The sequence below is a fragment of the Streptacidiphilus sp. MAP5-3 genome (assembly GCF_041262505.1).
In the GTDB taxonomy this organism is placed as follows: domain Bacteria; phylum Actinomycetota; class Actinomycetes; order Streptomycetales; family Streptomycetaceae; genus Streptacidiphilus.
Window position 1 is genome coordinate 13,187 of record NZ_JBGCCL010000021.1, and the last position, 18,919, is coordinate 32,105.

14 protein-coding genes are annotated in these 18,919 nt (G+C 71.8%); 7 read left to right on the forward strand and 7 right to left on the reverse strand.

From position 1 onward, the window contains the following. Positions 1 to 155: 155 nt before the first annotated feature. Positions 156 to 965, reverse strand: coding sequence for a DUF3050 domain-containing protein (locus tag ABH928_RS26050; protein ID WP_370070659.1), 810 nt, complete (start codon positions 963 to 965; stop codon positions 156 to 158). Positions 966 to 1,441: 476 nt separating this feature from the next. On the opposite strand from ABH928_RS26050, the gene ABH928_RS26055 reads away from it, so the two are divergent. From ABH928_RS26055 to ABH928_RS26085, 7 genes are all read left to right on the forward strand, one after another. Then, positions 1,442 to 2,203 (forward strand): DeoR/GlpR family DNA-binding transcription regulator, encoded by a 762-nt coding sequence (locus tag ABH928_RS26055; RefSeq protein WP_370070661.1) that lies wholly within the window; start codon positions 1,442 to 1,444, stop codon positions 2,201 to 2,203. 169 nt (positions 2,204 to 2,372) lie between these two features. After that, positions 2,373 to 3,740 (forward strand): ABC transporter substrate-binding protein, encoded by a 1,368-nt coding sequence (locus ABH928_RS26060; RefSeq protein ID WP_370070663.1) that lies wholly within the window; start codon positions 2,373 to 2,375, stop codon positions 3,738 to 3,740. 12 nt (positions 3,741 to 3,752) lie between these two features. Next, a complete protein-coding gene (locus tag ABH928_RS26065) occupies positions 3,753 to 4,715 on the forward strand; it encodes a carbohydrate ABC transporter permease (protein ID WP_370070665.1) in 963 nt (320 codons plus the stop codon). Positions 4,716 to 4,726: 11 nt separating this feature from the next. Continuing rightward, a complete protein-coding gene (locus ABH928_RS26070; RefSeq protein WP_370070843.1) occupies positions 4,727 to 5,599 on the forward strand; it encodes a carbohydrate ABC transporter permease in 873 nt (290 codons plus the stop codon). Then, complete coding sequence (locus ABH928_RS26075; RefSeq protein ID WP_370070667.1) at positions 5,596 to 6,585, forward strand: zinc-dependent alcohol dehydrogenase family protein; 990 nt, start codon at positions 5,596 to 5,598, stop codon at positions 6,583 to 6,585. Before ABH928_RS26070 ends, ABH928_RS26075 begins: the two co-directional genes overlap by 4 nt. Then, positions 6,585 to 7,685: a carbohydrate kinase gene (locus ABH928_RS26080; RefSeq protein WP_370070669.1), complete on the forward strand. Its 1,101-nt coding sequence runs from the start codon at positions 6,585 to 6,587 to the stop codon at positions 7,683 to 7,685. The genes ABH928_RS26075 and ABH928_RS26080 overlap by 1 nt, the downstream gene beginning before the upstream one ends. 118 nt (positions 7,686 to 7,803) lie before the next feature. Further along, positions 7,804 to 10,299: a BTAD domain-containing putative transcriptional regulator gene (locus tag ABH928_RS26085; protein WP_370070671.1), complete on the forward strand. Its 2,496-nt coding sequence runs from the start codon at positions 7,804 to 7,806 to the stop codon at positions 10,297 to 10,299. On the opposite strand, the gene ABH928_RS26090 is transcribed toward ABH928_RS26085, so the two are convergent. The 6 genes from ABH928_RS26090 to ABH928_RS26115 all read right to left on the reverse strand — a co-directional run bounded on the left by ABH928_RS26090 (position 10,214) and on the right by ABH928_RS26115 (position 18,862). Then, positions 10,214 to 10,930 carry a helix-turn-helix transcriptional regulator gene (locus tag ABH928_RS26090; protein ID WP_370070673.1) on the reverse strand — a complete coding sequence of 239 codons (717 nt, stop codon included), beginning with the start codon at positions 10,928 to 10,930 and terminating at the stop codon, positions 10,214 to 10,216. The two genes, ABH928_RS26085 and ABH928_RS26090, sit on opposite strands and share 86 nt — an antisense overlap. 35 nt (positions 10,931 to 10,965) lie before the next feature. Further along, on the reverse strand, positions 10,966 to 11,745 hold the full coding sequence (locus ABH928_RS26095) for a hypothetical protein (protein WP_370070675.1): 780 nt from the start codon (positions 11,743 to 11,745) through the stop codon (positions 10,966 to 10,968). Continuing rightward, entirely contained in the window at positions 11,742 to 12,497 is a 756-nt protein-coding gene (locus ABH928_RS26100; protein WP_370070677.1) for a hypothetical protein, read from the reverse strand. The genes ABH928_RS26095 and ABH928_RS26100 overlap by 4 nt, the downstream gene beginning before the upstream one ends. Positions 12,498 to 12,529: 32 nt before the next feature. Continuing rightward, positions 12,530 to 14,056 (reverse strand): hypothetical protein, encoded by a 1,527-nt coding sequence (locus ABH928_RS26105; RefSeq protein ID WP_370070679.1) that lies wholly within the window; start codon positions 14,054 to 14,056, stop codon positions 12,530 to 12,532. Between the two features lie 79 nt (positions 14,057 to 14,135). Continuing rightward, entirely contained in the window at positions 14,136 to 14,411 is a 276-nt protein-coding gene (locus ABH928_RS26110) for a hypothetical protein (RefSeq protein ID WP_370070681.1), read from the reverse strand. Next, positions 14,411 to 18,862, reverse strand: a complete 4,452-nt coding sequence (locus tag ABH928_RS26115) for an FtsK/SpoIIIE domain-containing protein (RefSeq protein WP_370070683.1) — start codon at positions 18,860 to 18,862, stop codon at positions 14,411 to 14,413. Before ABH928_RS26115 ends, ABH928_RS26110 begins: the two co-directional genes overlap by 1 nt. Positions 18,863 to 18,919 lie beyond the last annotated feature (57 nt).

Here is an 18,919-nt window from a genome sequence, read left to right on the forward strand (position 1 = left end):
TCTCGGTCACCGTCCGCTTCATCCCGCGTCGCGCAGGCACCGACCGACCTCGATCGACTTCAGGCGCGGTTCATCGGCCGGTCCCTCCATTACGCCCGACAACAGCACATTGCGCCTCTGCAGAGGCCCTCACCCTGGTCCGGAGACTGCGGAGGTCACGAGGCTCCGTGGACGTGTTCAGGTGCGTCGAGAGCATCCGTGATCGCGTCCCACAGAGTGCGGCGGGCGCGCATCGTGGCGCGGACCGTTTCGGCGCACTCCCGCCATTTCGCGCTGTCGTCGCCGCACAGGTCGGCGAGCATGGCCATCGCCATCGGGGTGTGCTCCTCGCCGTCGACCTGGATGTGGCGTGCCAGGTAGTCGCGGAAGGGCGCAAGGCGCCCGCCCCGGTCGTCGATGGCGGCGATCTGGTCGAACATCTCGGGGATGAGGTCCTCACGTCCGAAGGCGAAGGCTGCGGCGCGGCGGTGCACCGGCGCGTTCTCGATGAGGTCCCAGGTGGCCTCCACGAAGTCGGCTGCCGCTGCCGGGATCTGGGCGGTCTTGAGCGCGGTGCGGACGTCGTCGCCACGGCGGAGGCGGGCCAGGAAGCCCTGGACGGGCCGGGTGTCGGCACCGGCCGTCTCCATACCGGTCAGGTAGAGCTCGAAGTGGCTGGTGAATCCCTCGCCCAGCTCGTCACTCTCCTCCACCAGCACGATGTCGTTGATCAGCCGGCGGCTCTGCGGCGAGCCGTGCGGCACCCAGGGCACATCGACGCAGGTCAACTCGCGCTGCAGGGACTTGAGCAGCGACATGAAGTCCCAGACAGCGAACACGTGGTGCTCGGTGAAGGTCCGGACGTCGCCGATGCTGTTCAGCCTCCGGTAGACGCAGTGGTTCACCACCTCGGTGCGGGCGGACGCGACCGCGGCCCGCAGTTCGTCGATCTCCGGGATGTTCACGGCATGGTCGTAGCGCGACACGGACGTCCCCATCTGTCCAACTGCCCTGCCCTGGATGCCCACTCCATCAGGACCGGCCGCTCATCCGGCGGTGGTGGGGCCGTTCGGTCGCACGAACGAGTGAGCGGGGACGGCTCCGCGTCGTGTCGTTGACGACGTCATGCCGGAAGATCGTCGCCTCGCAACCTGCGCGACGATCGTGCTCCACGAGTGCCGCCCGCGGACACCGCCCGCGGACCGAGTCTCCGACCGGCGTGGAAACGGGCAGAAGGAGCAGGGCATTCGGGCAATACCGCATCCGCCTCAGGTCCGCAATACCGGTCCTGATCTGCTGTGACGGGATGAGAGAAACGGGCAGACTTCGGGTTTGTTTCGGTCGTGTGCGGGCGGCTGCCACGGGCGGGAGCAACGGTATAACTCTGTTGCGGGCAGGAAATGGGCGCGCGATGTCCGAACGGGCACGGCGTGTCCGGCGATGGGGAGAGGGGGGCGGACAGATGCAGGCAGAGGAACGGAAGCACCGGATCCTCGTGCTGGCTCGGCAGGAGGGCCGGATCGACGTGGCCAAGGTGGCCGCGGACCTCGGCGTCGCACCGGAGACGATCCGGCGCGACCTCGGCGAGTTGCAACGCCGTGGCCTGGTCCGCCGCACCCACGGCGGCGCCTACCCCGTGGAGAGCGCGGGCTTCGAGACCGGGCTGGCCCAACGGGTCAACCGCAACGTGGAGAACAAGCAGCGGATCGCCACCGAGGCGGTGAAGCTGCTGGGTGACGCGGAGACGGTGTTCGTCGACGAGGGCTACACCCCGCAGATACTCGCCGGCCTGCTCCCCGTGGACCGCCCGCTCACCGTGGTGACCGCCTCACTCACCACCGCGGCCGCCGTCGCCGACTCCCCCGACCTGACCGTGCTGCTGCTCGGCGGGCGGGTGCGCGCCAGGACCCTGGCCACGGTGGGCTCCTGGGCCTGCTCGATGCTCGACGGATTCGTCGTCGACCTGGCCTACCTGGGATCGAACGGCATCTCCAGGGAGCACGGGCTCACCACCCCCGATCCCGTGGTGGCCGACGTCAAGGCGAAGGCGATCGAGGTCTCCCGAAGGCGGGTCTTCATGGGCGACCACAGCAAGTTCGGCGTCAGCAGCTTCTGCAGGTTCGCCCAGGTCGGCGAGTTCGAGGCGATCGTCACCGACACCGGCCTGTCCATCGCGGAGGCCCGACGCTACTCGCTGCTGGGGCCCACCGTGATCAGGGTCTGACGCGAAGCGAGCGGACGCGCGATCAGGACCCCTGAGCCACACCTGCTTCCTTCGCCTCCACAGCGGAATTTGTCATGCCCACGTACTAATTGCCCCGGCCACCACCCGGCACCACCCCACCAGGCATCATCCCCCACCCGGGAAAGCCGACTACCGGAAAGAGGACGACATGACCGGCAGACGAACCCTCCTCCGCCGCACCGCGCCCTTGGGCGCCCTGGTGCTCAGCGCCTCGCTGCTCACCGCGTGCGCCGGCGCGGGCGCAGGAGGCGGGAGCGGCAGCGCGACGCACTCCATCAACGTGCTGATGGTGAACAACCCGCAGATGGAGGACCTGCAGCAGCTCACCGCCAAGTACTTCACCAAGTCGACGGGCATCGCCGTGCACTTCACGGTCCTGCCGGAGAACGACGTCCGCGACAAGATCACCCAGGACTTCTCCAGCCAGTCCGGCCAGTACGACGTCGCGACGATCAGCAACTACGAGACGCCGTTCTTCGCCAAGAACGGCTGGCTGGCCCCGCTCTCCGCCGAAGCCCAGGCCGACCCCACCTTCGACCAGAGCGACATCCTGCCCAGCATCCAGCAGTCGCTCACCGCCAACGGGCAGATCTACGCCGAGCCCTTCTACGGCGAGTCGTCCTTCCTGATGTACCGCAAGGACGTCTTCGCGGCCAAGCACCTGACCATGCCCGCGCACCCGACCTGGGAGCAGGTGGCCCAGCTGGCCGCCGAGGCCGACGGGGCCCAGCCCGGCATGAAGGGCATCTGCCTGCGCGGACAGCCGGGTTGGGGCGAGGTCATCGCGCCGCTCACCACCGTGGTCAACACCATGGGCGGCACCTGGTTCACCAAGGACTGGAAGGCCCAGCTGACCAGCCCCGCCTTCACCAAGGCGACGTCCTTCTACGTCAACCTGGTCCGCGCCCACGGCGAAGCCGGCGCCGCGCAGTCCGGGTTCACCGAGTGCCTGAACGACATGGAGCAGGGCAAGGTCGCCATGTGGTACGACGCCACCTCGGCGGCAGGTTCCCTGGAGGGCAGCGGCTCGCCCGTCGCCGGCAAGCTCGGCTACGTGCCCGCGCCGGTCGACCAGACCAAGAGCTCCGGCTGGCTCTACACCTGGGCCTGGGGCGTCCAGAAGGCAAGCCAACACCAGAGTGACGCCTGGAAGTTCATCTCCTGGGCCTCCAGCAAGCAGTACGAGCAGCTGGTCGGCACCACGCTCGGCTGGTCCCGGGTGCCGGCCGGCAAGCGCGCCTCGACCTACACCAACCCCGGCTACGCCGCAGCCGCAGCCGCCTTCGCCCAGCCCACGCTGACCGCGCTGGACTCCGCCGACCCGCAGAACCCCGGCGTGCAGCCGCGGCCCGCTCCCGGCATCCAGTTCGTCGGCATCCCCGAGTTCGAGGATCTGGGCACCCAGGTCTCCCAGCAGATCAGCGCCGCGATCGCGGGCCAGGTCAGCGTGGGGCAGGCGCTGAGCACCAGTCAGTCGCTGGCCGCCAAGGTCGCCGCGCAGCACGCGGGCCAGTAAGGGAGGGACGACATGAGCACTCCCCTGATCACCACCCGTCGCGGTTCCCCTGCGGTCACCGCACCCGCGTCGTCGAGGAAGCCCAGACAGCTCAGCGCGTGGGCGCGCCGGGCCCCGCTGCTCCCGGCGCTGATCTTCATGATCGTCGTCACCCAACTGCCCTTCGTCGGCACCGTGGTGATCTCCTTCATGCGCTGGAACGCACTTGACCCGACCGACCGCGGCTTCGGCGGGCTGACCAACTACAGCAACGCCATCAGCGACCCGACGCTCCGCTCCGCGATCCTCACCACGGTCGTGCTGACCGCCACCGTGGTGCTGGTGAGCCTGGCCCTCGGGCTCGGGCTGGCGCTGCTGCTCGACCGGAAGTTCTTCGGTCGCGGTCTCGTCCGCACCATGCTGATCACGCCGTTCCTGGTGGTCCCGGTCGCCTCCGCGCTGCTGTGGAAGCACGCGATCTACAACGCCACGTACGGCCTGCTCAACGGAAGCCTGACCTGGATCTGGAGCCTGTTCGGGAGCAGCCACGCGCCGCAGCCCGACTGGCTGTCCTCGGTGCCGCTGATCTCGGTCGAGGCCTCCCTGGTCTGGCAGTGGACCCCGTTCATGATGCTGATCCTGCTCGCCGGTCTGCAGAGCCGCCCGGCGGACGTGGTCGAGGCCGCCAGGGTCGACGGGGCCGGGACCTGGCAGGTGTTCCGCTACCTCACCTTCCCCCACCTGCGCAGGTATCTGGAGCTCGCCGCACTGCTCGGCAGCATCTACGTGGTGCAGAACTTCGACGCCGTCTTCACCATCACGTCCGGGGGCCTGGGCACCGCCAACCTCCCCTACGCCGTCTACCAGACCTTCTACGAGGGCCACGACTACGGGCAGGCGTCGGCCGAGGGCGTCATCGTCGTCATCTGCTCCCTGCTGCTGGCCACCCTGGCGCTGCGCACCGTCTCGTCGCTGCTCAAGGAGGAGACGCTGTGACCATCGCTGTGATCCGTTCCCGCTCCCGGTCCGGCGGGCGCTCCGCCCGCCGGGACCAGTCCGACCGTCGCGGTGGACCCGTGCTGGGCCTGGTGGCGTGGCTGTGCGGGCTGCTCTTCTTCCTGCCGTTCGCCTGGATGGTGCTCACCTCCCTGCACAGCGAGCAGGACGCCGCGACCAACCCGCCGAGCCTCGGCGCCGGGCTGACCCTGCAGGGCTACCGGGAGTTCTTCGGCGCCGGCACAGGGGTGAGCCCCTGGCCGCCGCTGATCAACTCGCTGACCGCGAGCGTCGCGTCCACCCTCCTGGTGCTGGCGCTGGCCATCCCGGCCGCGTACGCGCTGTCGATCAGGCCGGTGCGCAAGTGGAGCGACGTGCTGTTCTTCTTCCTGTCCACCAAGATGCTGCCGGTCGTCGCCGGGCTGCTGCCGATCTACCTGATCGCGCAGAACGCGGGGATGCTGGACAACATCTGGCTGCTCATCATCCTCTACACGTCGATGAACCTGCCGATCGCGGTGTGGATGATGCGGTCCTTCCTGGGCGAGGTACCCAAGGAGATCCTGGAGGCCGCCTCACTGGACGGTGCGTCCCTGCTGACGACGCTGGTCAGGATCGTGGGCCCGGTGGCCGCTCCGGGCATCGCCGCCACCGCGCTGATCTCCTTCATCTTCAGTTGGAACGAACTCCTCTTCGCCCGGGTGCTCACCGGCGTGGTCGCCGGCACCGCGCCCGTCTTCCTCACCGGGTTCGTCACCAGCCAGGGCCTGTTCCTGGCGAAGGTGTGCGCCGCAGCCGTCTGCATCTCCGTACCGGTTCTCGTCGCCGGTTTCGCCGCCCAGGACAAGCTGGTCCAGGGCCTCTCGCTGGGAGCCGTCAAGTGAAGGCAGCCGTCATCAGCGCCCCCGGGGTGGTCGACGTCGTCACGGTCGACGACCCCACCCCGGGACGCGAGGACGTCGTCGTCGAGGTCGCCGCCGTCGGGCTGTGCGGAACCGATCTCCACATCCTGGAGGGCGAGTTCGCACCCACCCTGCCGATCGTCCCCGGGCACGAGTTCGCCGGGCGGATCGTGGCCGCGGGCGCGGACGTGGTCGGGCTCGCCGTCGGCGACCGGGTCGCGGTCGACCCCTCGCTGTACTGCCACGCCTGCCACTACTGCCGCATGGGCCGCGGCAACCTGTGCGAGCGCTGGAACGCGATCGGGGTGTCCCGCCCCGGCGCCGCAGCCGAGTTCGCCCTCGCGCCCGGGGGCAACTGCGTGAAGCTGCCCGACCACGTGCGCACCGAGGACGCCGCGCTGATCGAACCGCTCTCCTGTGCGGTACGCGGCTACGACGTGCTGCGCGCCCGGATGGGCAGCCAGGTGCTGATCTACGGCTCCGGCACGATGGGTCTGATGATGCTGGAGCTGGCCAAGCGCACCGGCGCCGCCGCTGTCGACGTGGTGGACCTCAACCCCGAACGGCTGGCCACGGCCCGCCTGCTCGGCTGCAGCCGGGCCGCCGCCTCACCGGACGAGCTGGAGCAGCCGCGTGGCTGGGACGTCGTCATCGACGCGACCGGCAACGCGCAGGCCATCCAGGACGCGCTCGGCCGGGTCGGCAAGGGGGGCACCTACCTGCAGTTCGGCGTGGCCGACTACGCGACCCGCGCCACCATCGACCCCTACCGGATCTACAACCAGGAGATCACCATCACCGGGTCGATGGCGGTGCTGCACAGCTACGAACGGGCCGCCGACCTGTTCGCGTCCGGGGTGCTGGACCCGGAGGTCTTCATCAGCGACCGGTTCGGCCTGGCCGCCTATCCGGAGGCGCTGCAGCGGTTCAAGGACGGCAAGGGCAGGAAGATCCTGGTGACCCCGTGATGCGAGCGAACGGAGACGGGACGGAGACACCGGTGGGGATGCTGCCGACGCTGGTCATCGGTGAGGCCCTCGTCGATGTGCTGACGGATGATCAGGGCGTGCGCCGGGCCACCCCCGGCGGCAGCCCGGCCAATGTGGCCCTGGGGCTGGCCCGCCTGGGCTCGCCGGTGCAGCTGGCCACCCGGATCGGTGACGACGCCCACGGAGCGCTGGTCCGCGACCACCTGACCGGCGACGGCGTGGAGCTCGTCGACGGATCGACGGTGACCGGGCGAACTGCCACCGCCTCGGTGACCCTCGATCAGGACGGCTCCCCCGCCTACACCTTCGACCTGCGCTGGGAGCTGCCGACCCCGACGGCGCAGCGGCTGGGGAGCGGATCGGTGCGCTGCACCCACCTGCACACCGGCTCGCTGGGCACGTCCCTGGAGCCGGGCGCGACCCAGGTCGTGGCCGCGGTGCGGTCGGCTCACCCGCACGCCACCGTCTCGTACGACCCGAACCTGCGGCCCGCGCTGCTGGGCGAACCGGACGCCGAGCGTCCCCGGGTGGAGACCCTGGTGAGCGCGGCCGACCTGGTGAAGGCCAGCGCGGAGGACCTGGAGTGGCTCTACCCGGACCTCGGCGCGGAGCAGGCTGCCGAGGCCTGGCTCCAGCGGGGCCCGACGCTGGTGGTGCTGACCCGCGGCGACGCGGGGGCCACGGCCTTCTGGCGACACGGCAGCTGCGAGGTCCCGTCGGTGCCCGTGGCCGTCGCCGACACCGTCGGCGCGGGCGACGCCTTCATGGCCGGGCTGCTCCACGGCCTGCTCACGGCCCGGCTGCTCGGCGGCGAGAGCGGCGACAGCAGTGACAGCGGTGAGGGCCGCGAGGGCCGCGAGGGCGACGGCGGTTCGGGCACGCCGGTCCCCGGTCGGGCGGCGCTGCGGGCGGCGACGCGCTCCCCGCAGCCGCCACCGGCGCTGCTCACCGCGCTGCGCCTGGCCGCTGACGCGGCGGCGGCCACGTGCAGCCGCGTGGGCGCCGACCCACCCACCATGGACGAGTTGCACGCCTTCCGAGGGCTGCGGACTCCCCACCGAGCGTCGGCCCGGCTGTAGGGCCCGTCGCCACCCATCCACATCACCCCCTTGACGGCGTCCGTCCCACCCCGCGTGGGCCGACCGCCGTCGGGGCACGGGGCTCGAACTGCGGCATCGCACGCACGGGAGGTCGGACGTGACGGAGGTAGGTCGCCTCTGGGTCGAGACCCTGGGGCCACTGCGCGTGTACGTGGGCGAGCGGGAGATCCCCCTCGGGCCGCCCAAGCAGCAGGCCGTGTTCGCCGTGCTCGCGCTCAGCAACAACACCCTGGTCACCAGGGGCGATCTGATCGACCACCTGTGGGGGTCCGCTCCGCCAGCCACCGCGGCCGGGAGCATCCACACCTACGTGTCGGGGCTGCGTCGCGCGCTCGGCGAGGCGGAGGCGTCGCTCACCAGCTCGGCGACCGGCTACGGGCTGCGGCTCGCTCCCGACCAGCTCGACATCCGCGTCGTCGAGCGTCTGGCATCCCGGGCACCGACCGCTCCGGAGCACCGCCCCCTCGCCGAACTCTCCGCCTACGACGAGGCGTTGGCGCACTGGCGCCCGGGTTCGGCGCTCGCCGGCGTGCCGGGCCCGTTCGCCGAGGGATTCCGCGCCTGGGCTGCGGACCTGTCGCTGCGGCTCGTGCGGGAACGCGCGGAGCTGCTGCTCGCACTCGACCGTCCCGTCGGCCTGGCCGACGAGCTGCGTACCCATGTCGCCGCCCACCCGTACGACGAACGGCTGCGTGCCCTGCTGATCACGGCGCTGTGCCGCAGCGGCCGGACTGCCGACGCCCTCGCCCAGTACCAGGACCTGCGGAGGGTGCTGGCCGAGGATCTGGGCATCGCCCCGTCGGCGGAGCTGCGGGAGCTCAACTCCGCCATCCTGACCGGGAACGGGCGCGGCACGGGTGCGCCCGAGCCGACTCCCGTCCCGGCCCCCGCCCTGGCCGCTGTCCCGGCCCCGGCCGGGGCTCCGGCGACGCCCGCCCCGGTCGTCCGGCCGGCCCAACTGCCGCACGGCGTCGGCGCCTTCGTCGGCCGCGCCGACGCGATCGGACAGGTGCTGGCGGCGGCGCGCGGGGGCCAGGAGAGCAGCGGCGGTCAGCCCACTCCGGCGATCATGATGGTCGCCGGAGTGGGCGGGGTGGGTAAGACGGCCTTGGCCGTCCACTGCGCCCACCGGCTGATGGACGAATACCCGGACGGCCAGCTGTACCTGGATCTGTGCGGCTTCGCCCCCAGGCAGCAGGCCCGCTCCTCGGCGGACGGTCTGCACCACCTGCTCACCTCCCTGAACGTGACGGACATCCCGCCCGACCACGGGCAGCGGGCGGCCCTGTGGCGCAGCATCGTCCGGGACAAGCGCATGCTGATCGTGCTCGACAACGCCGACTCCGCCGAGCAGGTCGAGGAGTTGCTGCCCGGCTCGGGGCCCTCGTTCACCCTGGTGACGAGCCGCAACCGGCTCAGCCGCCTGGCGGTGCGCTACTCGGCCCGCCGCGTGGTCCTCGGCCCGCTCACCCACCCCGAGTCGCTGGAACTGCTCTCCGCGGCGATCGGCCCGGCCCGGGTCGCCGCCGAGGAGTCGGCCGCCCGCCGCCTGGCCGAGCTCTGCGACCGACTGCCGCTCGCCCTGCGGATCGCCGCGGAGCAGGTGACCGCCGGGTCGGCCGCCCGGATCGCGGACCTGGCCGCCGAGTTGGAGGACGTGCGGCACCGCCTCGACGGCCTGGAGATCCCGGACGACGAACTCTCCTCGGTGCGCGGGGTGCTCTCCTGGTCCTACGCCCGGCTCGACGCCGGATCCGCACGGGCCTTCCGGACCCTGGGACTTCTGCCGAGGACCCCCGTCCGGGCGGAGGCGGCGGCCGCCCTGCTGGACCTCTCGGTGCCGGAGACCGTCGCCACGCTCCGCAACCTGGCCGCGCACCACCTGGTCGAGGCCGCGGACGGCGGGTTCCGCATGCACGAGCTGACCCGGCTCTACGCCGGGGAACTGTCCGGCGAGGGCGAGAGCGCCTCCTGGCGCAGGCAGACGTTGGCGCGTCTGCTCCACTGGCACATCACGGCGTTGACGCTTCCTCCGGGCGATCCTGCGGCCTGGCGTGCGCAGGCCTGGGACGACGTCGCGCCGCTGGTCCAGACCGCGCAGCGGATCGGCTGTCATGCCGAGGCCGCGCACCTGGTCGGTCTGCTCTTCGAGCACTGCTACGGCTCCGGCCGGCCCAGGGACTGGGTCGGGCTGCTGCAACTCGGGTTACGCAGCGCCGATCTGGCGCGTGACCAGGACTCCCGCGCCGGGCTGCTGCGCCAGCTGAGCCGGGCCTGCTCGCGGCTGGGCCAGGACGGGCTCGACCAGGTGGACGCGACTCTCGGGCTGCTGCGCAACGCGCTGGCGACGGGCAGCTCCGCCGGGGACCGCCGCCTGGAGGGCCTGGCCCTTTTCGGCCTGGCCAAGGTGCGCGCCGTGTCGGGGAGCCGACCCGCTCATGTGCGGGAACTGGCGCTCGACGCCCTGGCCCGGCTGGAGGGGGTCGGCGCCACGGAGGCCGCCGAGGTCACCGCGTTCCTGCGAGCACCGGATGCTGCCCGGTCGGCGTCCGCTGACCCGGGACGCGAAGGCCGTCGGGTGGGCGCGGGGTAGCCGCTCCGGGAATGCCCGGGGCGCCCCCGCTGCCCGGCACCCGGCCCGCCCGCGCGTCCCGTTGCTGGGCCTGCCAGATCAGCACTGCCTCGATCCGGCTGTCCGCGCCCAGGGAGCGGAAGATCCGGTTGATGTGGTTCTTCACGGTCTTCTCGCTGAGGCGCAGCCGGGCCGCTATCTCGGCGTTGCGCACGCCTCGTGAGACCAGCGCCATCACCTCGTGCTGACGCTGCGACAACGGCACGGTCGGCCGGTGGGGCGTCTGCGACGCGGGCGCATACCCGGGCGCTGTCCCACCGGGAGCCGCGGGTTCGCCCATGCCCCGGTCGGCGACCGGTATCACGTTGAGCCGGTACTCGGCGCAGAGCCTGCGGGGATTGATCCTGGCTGCGGGGAGCGCAGCAGGGGCCACCGGGACCGCAGGAGCCGCGGCCGGCGGCCGGAGCGCCACCGCCCCGGCCGCGGGCCGTACGGCGACCTCGACATACGGCATCCGGACGAACTCGACGTCCAGGTTCTTTCCGGCGAACACCTGCCGGATCTCGGCGAGGATGTCAGGGCTCGTGATGGCGATCCGCACCAGGCCGAGGCGGGGCCCGTCGGGTGCGGCCGGGGTGGGCGGCTGCGTCATGAATCCAGCGTGACGGACCCCGCTTCACGCCCTCTTCAGGCCGTGTCCATGCCGCCTTCAGGTCCGGCGGTCGCGGCTACCGCGTCTGCGAGCGGCTCGCCGTCCGGCGTCACGGCCTCCCCTGACTCCCCTGTCTCTCCGGACTCCCCTGCTTCCCGGGCCAGTTGGGCCAGTTCGGCCAACACCTCCTCCTCCGTGGGCACATCGACCCGGTCCGCCCAGCGCAGCGTGGTCACGATCGCGTCGAAGAGCAGCTCGACCGCCTGGACCGGCGCGGCCTCCACGTCTCCGTCGGTCAGCACAGTGAACGTCAACAGCCCCCACACGCCGGGCGTCTCCGGGTGCGCGACGTAGTAGGAGACCTTCCGCGACGGCGCCTTGCGTCCGATCCGGCTGCTCTCCACCACTGAGGCCACGCGCACCGCGGGGCCGCCGCCGATGTCCAGGTAGGTGCCCCCGTCGCCCGCCTCGGCGAGCACGGCGGCCAGCAGCTGCTCCGCGTCCTCGACGGCGTCCTCGTCCTCCGCCTCCGACTCGAGGACGGTCACCAGCATCGATCCCGGCAACCTGATCCCGCTGAACTCCTGCAGCGGCAGCAGCACCGAGCGAGCGTTGTTCCGCGCCGCCTCGTCGGTCGCCTCGGTCAGCTCCCGGCGCAGCATCCGACGCCACGGGCCCGCCTTGTCGCGTGGCAGTGAGTCCGGCAGGTGGTGCCGGATCACCTCCTCGATGATCCGACGGCGCAGCGCGGTGGTGTCGGCGGTCGTGGGGATCTGCACCCAGCCGTCGGGGACGACCAGCTCGAAGTCGATCACTCCTGCTCCTCTCCACTGTCCGCGCCCCCGGCGGCAGCTCCTCCGGCGGCAGCGACCAGGCCGAGCCGGGCGCGCCCGCCGTCGGCAGGGTCGCAGTCCGCGGCGATCTGCTGCATCAACTGCTCGACTCCGGGGCCGATCAGCGCCATCAGCCCCATCTCGAAGACGCAGGTGCTCAACACGACGTCCGCACTGACGCCGGGCATGTCGTCCCTCGACGGGACGTCCAGGCGCAGGGCGGCGTCCAGGCGGGCGTAGGCCGCTCCCTCCGTGCTGCGGCACAGGGCGAAGACCCGCACCCCGTCACCGCTCGGGGTGGTCACGTAGTCGACGGCCGGTTCGCGCGCGTCGATCTCCAGTCCGCGCGCGCCCACGACGTCCATCAGGTAGTTCGGGTCCTCCGCCTCCGGGGCGCGGAACTCCACCACCACCGGGACCGGGGCCCACCTCGCCCTGCCCGCCACGAACGCCGCGCCCCAGGCGAGTCGCGACCACTCGGGCAGTTGCTCCGCCCGTTCGCGCAGCCAACGGGCGGTGTCGCGGCCGACTTCGGCGGGATCGAAGGGGAACTCGGCCTCCGCGTCCTTGGGCCAGCCCGCGCGGGCGGCGGCCACGCCCTCGGCCGTCCAGTCGTCGAAGAGGCCCGTCAGGTGCTCGGTCCAGGCCTCCGCCTCGGGCTCCCCCGGCAACCCGGTCGGCACCCACTCCCAGTACCACGGCGTGCCGGTCAGCTCCGAAAGATCCTCGCTCATGGTTCCTCCCGCGCCCATGTGTCCTCCCCCGCTCATGCCGCTCCGTAGCCGGGCGGGTTGAGTGCGGGGATCCAGCCGTTGAGACGCCCGCCCGTGTAGACGAAGCCGGCGCCCGCGCCGAAGGCTCCGTTGAGGCCGCCCCAGACGTACCACAGCGGCGAGATCTTGCCGAGACCGGCCGCGCCGACGACGTCCTGCAGGCCCTGGGCTCCCTTGACACCGGCGATGATGCTGCCGAGGTCCTTGCCGAACTGCAGCGGGTTGGTCAGCAGGCCCTTCCACATGTCGCCCACGTCACCGAGCTGCTGCCCGGCCGAGCCCCAGAAGCCGACCTCGGGGGTGGTCGCGCCCCCCTTGCCCAACAGGAAGTTGGTGGCCGGGTTGTTGAACCAGTCGGACAGGTTCTTCCAGTCCGCCGCCGCGTTCGGGGCCGGCTGCGGGAGCGGCCGGGAGAAGTTGGGGATCGGACGGCCCGCGCCGAAGCCCTGCCCGACCGGCCCGCCCGGACGGTTGCCGGGTCCGAAGGGACGGGAGAAGTTGGGCACCGGGCGCTCGTTTCCGGGCCCGAAGGGACGGGAGAAGTTGGGGACCGGGCGGCCTCCCGCACCGCCCACCGGCCGCAGCGGCACCAGCGGGATGGACCCGTCCCCTCCGCCGAGAGGAACCGGTCGCGTCTTGCCTGCGACAGCAACGGCCTTGGCCGCAGCGGAGATGCCCTTGCCGACGACCGAGGCGATCGCGCCCAGGCCGGCGAGGCCGAGCCCCACCGCGCCGAGGATCACATCCGCGAGGCTGCCCTTCCCGTCGTGGTACAGGGTGATGTTGGCGATCAGGGTGATCGCTCCCGCGACCACCGAGGCGAGCACCAACACGTCGACCCCGGGGATGAGGATGGCCAGCGCTCCCAGGATCATGCCGATGATCGCGAAGACCTGGCTGATCTTGGCCATCACCGCGTCCAGCTTGTCCTTGAAGGTGTCGGTCAGTCCGTCCTTGTAGTTCTTGGAGTTGACCGCGTCCCCGAAGCGCTTGCCCGCCGTGTTGAGCGCGTCCATCGCGTTGTTCAGGCGGGTCTTCGCGGCGGTCAGCTGCGCGTTCGCGTTGTCGGTCGCCTTGGTCTTCGCGTCGCCCTTGGCCTGCTCGTCGGGCGAGATGCTGCCGTCGGAGCTCTTCTGCGGCTCCGGCATGCTGCTCGCCTTGGTCTGCGCGTTCTGCGCGGCCTCGGCGTCGGAGAGAGCTCCGGCGGTCTCGCTGAGCCCCTGCTCCAAGTCGGGTTCGTACGTGCTGATCTGGCTCGCTACGTCGTGGTAGCGGACCCCGGCCTTGGTGAGCCGGTCGTTGAGCGAGCTCGCCGCCGACTGAAGTCCCTGGACGTACTGCCCGGCCAGGCTGTCGCTGTTGGTACCGACGATCTTCTGCAGCTGGGCGGTCGCGTCATCGATGGTGTCCGCGATGTGCTGGTACCGCTGCTGCGCCGCGCTGACGGCGTCCGGGTCGGCGCGGACCGGGTCCGAGCCCAGACCCAGCGGCATCCAGTCCCCGAGATTCCTGACACTCATCGGCTCTCCTCGACTTCGCTCCGCGTCCTCTGCTCCGCGTGCGTCCGATACGTCTGCTTCTTCTGCTTCATCCCGGTCCTCAGTTCTGGAACGACTGGAGGAGTTGGGTGTCGCTCTGCGCCCATGCCTGGTCGACCTTGGTGACCTCGTCCCGAAGGCTCTTCATGTCCTTGACCATCGCGTCGCGGTGGATGGTCCAGTTGGCGGCGAAGTCGCCCATCGAGAGGTTGGCGTTGTGCTGTCCCCAGAGCCCCTTGTCGTCGTTCTGGAAGTCGAGCGCGCCCTCGAACTGGCCGATCAGGTCGTTGAGGTCACTGACGAGCGCCTGCAGGTCCTTCACCACGACGTCTGCCATCACTGCTCCTTCTCGGTCGGGACCGACGCGCCGGACGCGGCGGCCGGTACGGGGGACGGTGCCGGGGCCGGCTGCGCGGCCGGCAGCGGGATCTGAGCGGTGGTCAGGCTGCCGGTGCCGAGGTGCACCAGGGCGGCACCGGGCACCACCCGCGCGGCCACTTGCGACCGGGGCAGCCGCACGCCCACGAGATCCCCGTCGCCCGTGTTGGACGGCGACAGCAGCACCCCGCGCCGGTTGCGCTTGACCTCCGCCTGCCAGCCGGAGAAGCCGCTAGCCACCGTGGAGACTTCCCCGCCGATGACGACACCGCGGTTGGAACCCGACGCCTTGCGGACGAAGGCCTTCAGCCAGTCCCGGCAGGGCAGGTCGCGCCAGACCTCGGCATCGTCGACCAGCAGCACCACCGGGCCGTCCCCCGGGTCGAGCAGGGCCGCGAACTCCGCCTCGGTCGGGGCTTCGGCGGTGAGCACGCCCCGTACTCCGGCGCGTCCCTCGAACGCGCGCAACGGGGAGTTCATCGGCGCGCCGAGCACCACCTCCGCGCCGCCGCGCAGCAGCGACTCGGCCATCACGCACAGCGCGGTGCTGCGCCCGGACCGCGACGGTCCGGCGACCAGGAAGGTGGGCTGGTCGCCCAGCAGGTCCGCGCCCACCGGTTCGAGCTCGTCGCCCCCCACGCCGATCATTGCCCACATCGGGGACGGCGTCTCGGCCAGCTCCCAGGCCTGCTCGAAGGAGAGCTGGGTGGGCAGCGCCGCGATCCGGTTCGGGCGTGCCGACTTCGGCACCCCCGCCTCCCGTTCGGCAAGGCTCGCCCCCAGCGCGTGCAGCGCGGCGACCTGGGCCGGACCGGCCGGGTCGGCCGCCATGAGCGAGACCTGGGTCTCGATCGCACCGGGCGCGCGGTAGCCGCGTCCCGGCGGCATGTGCTCGGGGATCTTCCTGGGGTTCAGCCCGGCCAGGCTCGCGTCCATGCGGTCGGACAGGCGCAGGATCAGCTTGTCGTCGCAGAGCGAGCCCATCCGGCCGCTCAGCAGCATGTGGTCGCCGGCGACGACCAGATGCACGCCGGCGCTCGCGCCCTCCCGGTGCAGCGTGTGGACCAGGTCCGTCAGCGAACCGCCGTCGTACTCGCTGAGGGTGCCCACGAACCCCTCCCAGCGGTCGAGCAGCAGCACGATGTGCGGCAGCCGTTCCGCCTCGAGGGCGGAGGCGCGTTGCTCGGCCAGGTCGGCGAAACCGCCCTCGCCGAGGATCCGCTGACGGTTGAGCACCTCGGCGTGCAGTCGCTTGAGCAGCCGGGCGGCCCGCTCGGTCTCCACCCGCTGGACCACCGCACCGCAGTGCGGCAGCCTGCTGAGCGGCAGCAGTGCGCCGTTCCCGCAGTCCAGCCCGTAGAGGTGCAGGTCGGTCACCGCCGAGGCGGCAGCCGCTGCGGCGGCGAACGTACGCAGCGCCGTGGAGCGACCCGAGCGGGGTGCGCCGACGATGTGCAGATGCCCGAAGCCGGCGAGGTCGACCGTGACCTGCTCCTGGCGCTGCTTGGTAGGCAGGTCCTGCACGGCCCAGGAGAAGACCGGGTCTCCGCGCTTTCCGCGCACCGGATCCGCGGGGAGCTCGACGACCGGTGAGAGCGGCAGCGGGGGCAGCCACGGTCGGCGTTGCGGGGCGACGCCCACCAGCGCGTTGGCCTGTTTGACGGTACGCACCAGCGCCGCGAGGTCGGTCTCGGTGTCCGTCTCGACGGTGCCGCGGGGGCGTTGCGGCACCGGGCGCCCCAGGTCCAGCCAGGAGACGGGCTGGAGGAAGGGCGGGACCGCGACGGCCTCCCCGTCGCCCAGCGGTCGCCGGCCGCCGACCCGCCCGGTCTGGAACGGAATCAGGGAGCTGTGCCCGAGCCTGGCGTAGGCGCGGCCCGGCGTGGCGGCGGAGATTCCGGCCGCCTCGCGGGCGTCGATGACGTCGGTGCTCTCCGCCGGATCGGTCACCCGCAGGGCGACCCGCAGGTTCGTGTTGGCGCGGATCTCCGCCGAGACCACGCCGGACGGCCGCTGCGTGGCCAGGATCAGGTGGATGCCCAGGGACCGGCCGCGCTGTGCGACGTTGACCAGTCCGGTGACGAAGTCCGGCAGTTCGCGCACCATGGACGCGAACTCGTCGATCACGATCAGCAGCCGCGGGATCGGGGCCAGATCGCCGGGTCTGCGCTCGGCGAAGTCGAGGTAGTCCTCCAGGTCCTTGGCCCCCGCGTCGGCCAACAGGTGCTCACGGTGCGTCAGTTCGGCACTCAGCGAGACCAGCGCCCGCTCGACCAGGTGCGTGTCGAGGTCCGTGACCAGACCGACGGTGTGCGGCAGGTCGACGCAGTCCTTGAACGCGGCGCCACCCTTGTAGTCCACCAGCACGAAGGTCATCGCATCGGGACGGTTGGCCACCGCCAGCGCCGCGACCAGGCTCTGCAGGAACTCCGACTTGCCGGAACCGGTGGTACCGGCCACCAGGCCGTGCGGCCCGTGGTTCACCAGGTCCAGGGCGAACGGCCCGTCCAGCGAGTAGCCGACCACCGCCTTGGTGCTGCGTCCCGAGGCACGCCAGCGGGCGGCGATCGCGCCCGGCGTCAGCTCCTCCAGTCCGAGGACCTCCAGCAGCCGGGCGGCGCCGGGCAACGCGGTCTCGCCCTGCCCGTCGCTGACGTCGCGCAGCGGGGCGAGGCAGCGGCCGACGGCGTCGAACCAGTCGTCGACGACCTCGTCCGCGCGGATGCCGTCGATCTGCTCCTCGCGTTGACGGCGCAGGCCGACCGGTCGGCCCGGCCCGCCGACGACGACGACGGTGGTGCACTCCTCCGGCAGGGTGCGCTCGTCGGAGTCCACGCAGATGCTCAGCACACCGACGGCCGGGCCCTCCTGAAGGATCGTCACCACACCGGGCAGGGCGCGCAACCGGCGGGCCCCGTCCATCACCACGATCACATCCGGGTCAGCGGAGACCGCGACGGCACCCGAGTTGAGGCGGGCCTGCCGACGGGCCTTGATCAGCTCCGTCAGCTCCGCCACCCGGTGGCCCAGCGTCTCGGCGTCGGCCCCGACCAGCGCCAGCGCCTGCTGGCCGAGGAGCGGCCGGGCGTGGGGCAGCCAGGTCGCCCACTCCCACAGCGCCTCCCCCTCCGGGTCGGTCAGGATGTAGAACTGCACGTCACGTGGGCTCTGCAGCACGGCCAACTGGCCGACCAGCCAGCGGGTGGTGCGGCGGGGCCAGTCCTCCGGCCCGACGACGCCGACGACGCCCGCCTGCGCGATGGAGAAGGCAGCCGGGACGTCCTGCGCGGCCCGCAGCTCGCGACCGCGCTGGCCCGGCTCACCCGACTCGACGGCGACCGCCGTGGGAAGGTCGGCGGTGCCGACCCGGACCAGCAGGTGGTCGGGGTCGGTCCGGCGGCGCTCCCACAACCGGGCCCGCGGTCCGGTGGCCACGACCAACAGCTCGCCGGGGTCCGGGCATTCGGCCCGGCGATCCACCTGTTCCTGGCCCAGCGCGGCGGTGATGTCCGCCTCGGTCGCCTGGAGCTGCGACCGGAACTCGGCCAGATGGCGCCGGTGGCTCGACTTGCCCTGCCGTCGACCGGAGTACCAGGTGCCGAGCATCATCACCGGCGACATGGCGGTCATCATCAGGTACATCATGTTGTGCAGCATCATCGCCATGGCCCCGCCGAAGACGGCGGGCAGCGCGGTCGCCAACCACGGCAGGGCGTTCAGCGAAGGCGCCTTGGGCTGACTCGGCAGCTTGAAGGCGGTGCGCCTGACCGGTGGCAGCAGCCGGGGAGGCCGGTTGTAGTCCAGGAACCCGCCGTCGGACGAGGCGGCGATGACCGCGTCCGGGCGCGACAGCACGTGCGCCTCCAACACGGTCTCGCCCACCACGAGTTGGGCTTGCTCCCGCCAGCGCACCTCGGTGTCGTCCGGCAACGGGGCCCGGTCCAGCAGGACGCCGCCGTGGCCCGCGCGGACCCGCACCACGGCGTCCAGGGACACCCGGGCGACGGCGGCGACCGGCAGCGGCTGCTCCCCGTCCACCACGATCCCGCCCGCCGGGTCCGCCGCGATGTGGTGCAACCCGGCGTCGAGATACCAGACCCGGCCCGCACCGGCCCCGGCCACCGCCCGCAGGGTGACCAGTCCCCGCAGACCGGTCCTGGCGGGGCCGGGCTCGTCGAGCCAGAGCACGGCCCCGTCCTGGATGCCGCTGCCCGCCAACGGCTGGTCCAGATCGAGCAGTCGGCCGGCGAGGTAGACCCGGGTCGCCGACGGTGTGTCGACGACCGGCAACCGCTCCGGCTCCAGGCTGTCCAGCAGGTTCGCGACGACGTCGCGGACGCTGGTTGCGGGCTCGGCGTCCACCACCACGTCGGCGGACCAGTCGGGGAGCCGGGAAATCGTGATCATCATGGCGCTGCTGCTTCCCCACTCCTCGTGTAGCTGGACGCCGGTGCCTGACCAGAGCTG